Origin of the sequence: Mesorhizobium sp. M1E.F.Ca.ET.041.01.1.1 (assembly GCF_003997355.1) — a bacterium.
In the GTDB taxonomy this organism is placed as follows: Bacteria; Pseudomonadota; Alphaproteobacteria; order Rhizobiales; family Rhizobiaceae; genus Mesorhizobium.
Map to the genome: position 1 here is coordinate 1 of NZ_RZSL01000592.1, position 3,576 is coordinate 3,576.

Annotated in this window: 4 protein-coding genes, 1 tRNA gene and 1 pseudogene; 1 reads left to right on the plus strand and 5 read right to left on the minus strand. The window is 63.4% G+C overall.

Annotated features, from left to right (window positions below):
* The 5 genes and pseudogenes from EOA38_RS30770 to EOA38_RS30795 all read right to left on the minus strand — a co-directional run.
* A pseudogene (locus tag EOA38_RS30770) lies at window positions 1-236 on the minus strand (beta-ketoacyl-ACP synthase); the annotation flags it as partial.
* A 115-nt stretch (window positions 237-351) separates the two neighbouring features.
* A complete protein-coding gene (locus tag EOA38_RS30775; RefSeq protein WP_125003297.1) occupies window positions 352-633 on the minus strand; it encodes an acyl carrier protein in 282 nt (93 codons plus the stop codon).
* A 183-nt stretch (window positions 634-816) separates the two neighbouring features.
* On the minus strand, window positions 817-1,959 hold the full coding sequence (locus EOA38_RS30780; RefSeq protein ID WP_126093335.1) for a slipin family protein: 1,143 nt from the start codon (window positions 1,957-1,959) through the stop codon (window positions 817-819).
* A gap of 367 nt (window positions 1,960-2,326) precedes the next feature.
* Window positions 2,327-2,392: transfer RNA gene (locus EOA38_RS30785), tRNA-Ile, on the minus strand.
* A gap of 283 nt (window positions 2,393-2,675) precedes the next feature.
* Complete coding sequence (locus tag EOA38_RS30795; protein WP_126093336.1) at window positions 2,676-3,224, minus strand: histidine phosphatase family protein; 549 nt, start codon at window positions 3,222-3,224, stop codon at window positions 2,676-2,678.
* A 119-nt stretch (window positions 3,225-3,343) separates the two neighbouring features.
* Between EOA38_RS30795 and EOA38_RS30800 the strand changes: the two genes are divergently transcribed.
* Window positions 3,344-3,576 (plus strand): AEC family transporter (locus EOA38_RS30800; RefSeq protein WP_245480958.1); only part of this gene is annotated, 233 nt, incomplete at its 3' end.

Sequence of the window (3,576 nt, forward strand, 5' to 3'; positions counted from 1 at the left end):
ACATAGGTGCCGAGCCTCTGCCAGGTTTCCATCTGGCGCTGGTCGCCGCGCTTGGCGATCTGCAGGTTCCAGTCGATCTCGGGCAGGGGGTGGATGGTGTAGGGAGCGAAGCGCGTCGCATCGAGCACCGGCTCGAGGCCCGGCCGGGTCAGCTTCTGCCAATGCGCATCCGGACCCTCTCCCAGCGAAGAGACAAGGCCGATGCCGGTGATGACGACGTCGTGGGGGCTGCTCATGGACGGCTTTGCGGGTGAGGCTGCTTCTTGGTCTTGCGCATGATCCCTTCCGAAAATCGATGCCGATTTTCGTGGTCACGCGCCGAGCGCGTCAAGGTCGCGCGCTCAACCGGCATCAGGCGACCTTGGCCGCGACCAGCGCGTCGATCTTGGCGCACAGGTTCTTCATGACGAAGTAATCGTCGGTCGAGGCCTTGCCGTCATTGACCTCCTGCGTCCACTTCTCCAGCGGCACCTTGATGCCGAATTCCTTGTCGATGGCAAAGACGATGTCGAGGAAATCGAGGCTGTCGATGCCGAGATCGTCGATGGTGTGGCTTTCGGGGGTGATGGTGTCGATATCGATCTCGCTGGTGTCGGCAATGATCTTGGCGACTTTCTCGAACGTCGTGGACAAGGGCTCTTCCTTCGGGTTGCGGGCGGAATCTGTCCGCATCTTGTTTGGGCGCTGTCTAATCGGTTTTTCCCGGCAGGAAAAGGCCTGATGCGCCGGAGGCAGATGGGTAGGGGGTTGGGGAAACACAAGAAGGGCCACCGGTCGAACCGGCGGCCCTTCCCATTTTACGCTGCGACACTTCCGCTATTCGCGGAGCTTGACCAGGTCGTTCAGCAGCCCGCCCGTCCCGTTGTGGACGGTGAACCGCTCGACCTTGCCGGCGATGGCCTCGAGAGCCTCGAGCTCCTTCAGCCGCAGCATCACCGGGTTCTCGGCCATCACCTTGGCCGTGTTGAGCAGCGAACGCGTGGCGTTCGTCTCCTCGCGGCGGCGGATGACGTTGGCCTCGGCCTGCTTCTCGGCCGAAACCACCTGGTTGAGGATCTCGCGCATTTCGCCCGGCAGGATGACATCCTTGAGCGCGATATCGCTGACCTCGAGGCCGATCGCGGCCATGTCGGCACGCACCTTGGCCGCCGCCTCCTCGTCGACCGTCACCTTCTTGTCGAGGATCTGGTCGAGCGTGAGCGCGCCAAGCGTCTTGCGGAAGGCGTACTGCAGGGCACGGTAGAGGGCTTCCGCGAAGTCCTTCACCGTGCTCACCGCCGTCACCGGATCGACGACCCGGTATTCAGCGGCGATGTTGACGCGGATCGTCACGCGATCCTTGGTCAGCATTTCCTGCCCGGCGACGTCAAGCGACTGGCGCTTGAGGTCGACGACCTTCACCTGGACCATACGTCCGACATTCCAGAAGGCGTGCACGCCCGCGGCAAGCGTGCGGGTGTAGACGCCGTCCACGAACAGCAACCCGACCTGGCCGTCCACGACCGGATGCAGGAACGTGTGTTCCGTCTTCCGGGCCTGCCCGATCCGGCGCATCAAGGCCGGATCGACGGCCAGATCGGCCGCCGTGTCGACGGACGTCACCTTCCACGGGCCGGCATCCGTCCACAGCACGAGCTTGCGGTCCGGAGTGAGAACGGCGTGGAGGGCGCCGTCGCGCTCGATGACGGCAATGTCGGTGCGCCCGGTGCGAACGACGGTGAAATGACGCGCGGCCACATCCGGGAGCTTGTCGAACAACGCCTTCTCGTAAGCCGAAACGAATTCCGGGTTCTTCAGGTCGTGCCTGGAGACTTCCAGGTTGCCGCGCCGGTTGGCGAGCCAATGCTCGCCCGGCATCAGGACAGCCTGGATCTCGCCCTTGTAGAGGGCGACGGCACGCTCATTTTCCTTCACGAGGACGCGCCGGCGTCCAAGAAGCTTTTCGAGAATGGTCTTCATTGTTTTACTCCTGTCGGGCATGGCCCCATGCGAGGCGTCAAGTCATGCGTCGATCGTCCTTTCGTTTCTCGTTTCCATCGTCTCTTCTCAATTCCGGGCACGAATGATCCGGAGACCGGTGGCATCGCCAAGCGGCGGGCCTTCGGGAGCGGATCGCGGGGCGGCGAGGCGGGCATGGAGGCCAAAGCCTCCTTTGCCGGCACTGCCGCGCCTTGATCGTCACCGCGGGCCTGGCCGCGAGCCGATGGCGCAAGACATCTTGGGCCGGCGGGGCCGAAGCCCTGCCGTCCGTGAAGTCCTCGCAATCCGGTCCCCGGACCGTTTTTCAGATAACACCGTAAAAGGGTGCCTTGGCTTATCAGCCAAATGGAGAAGGATTCGAACCTTCGGCCGTCAGATTATGAGTCTGATGCTCTACCCAACTGAGCTATCCGTGTCGTGGGTGTGGGAATCGAACCCTGCCTCCGGAGCCAAATCCGGCGCTCTCCATGAGCTACACCCGCAAGTCCCAACACTCCGAAACGGCACCGTACACAGCGCGGCAAAGCCGCCTGCGCGGGCGGAGACGAAAGCTCCAACCGTTGTGCTCGCTTCGGTTTTCGTGACCGGGAGCGCGCCTATAGACCCTGCGACGGGTTGTCGCAAGCGCCATTGTCGCGGTGGATTTGCGGCGTCTTCCGGGAGTTGTATTTCGGCAACACCAGCATGAGGCTGTGTCAGAAGGTAACCCGGCCGAGCACCTTGAGGCCGTCGCCGTCCGGCGCCACCACCACGGCCTCGCCCTCGCGCGGCGCGATGCCGGTAAGCGCCACGATGTTCTCCAGATGCGTGACCAGCACCAGATTGTCGGATCCGGAATAGCCCCGGATTTCCTTTATGATCGCCGCCATCTGCGCGGCCTTCTCAGCCGGATCGGTTTTCAGAAGATCGAGCGGCGCGAAGGGTTCCGGTTCGGACTCGAAAGCGATGCGAGCGGTGTCGAGGCAGCGGCAGTAGCGGCTGGAGAGCACACGCTCGATGGGGGCCGCACGGGCCGCGAAGAGCGCGCCGATGCGGCTCGCCTGTTGCTTGCCGCGCTCCGAAAGATTGAGCTGGCTCGAGCAATTGCCGATGTCGAAATTCGCCGGGTCCGCGGCGCCTGTTACGAAGGCGTGGCGAAGCAGGACGATATGGCCGCCGTCGCGCAGCAGCGCCCAGCCCGCGTCGGTGGCGTGGGCGAGGGTCGGAACGGCAAGCAGGAAAAGCGCCAGGGCAAGTCGCAGCATGAGAAGTCCTTGTGGCTGCCCAAGAGGCCGGGGGCCATGATCGGCATATAGGGACCGCAAAGCCGGCTGAAAAACAAGCGGAGGACCGGCGGGTGGGTGAAGGGTGGTTCCGTTGGCCGATTGCACCGCGATCGGGGCTCGCCTATCACGGGAAAAATGTCTCCGCCCCGAAAATGACTCCGCTCACCGAAACCGTTCTTTTCGTCTTCAGCCTCGTCGCGCTCGGCTATCTCGCCGGGTTCACCGGCTATCTGCGGCCGGCAAGTGGGGAGGGCATATCCGAGTTCGCCGTCAACGTGGCGATGCCGCTGCTGCTCTTCCAGACAATGGTGAAGTCCGATTTCTACGGCGT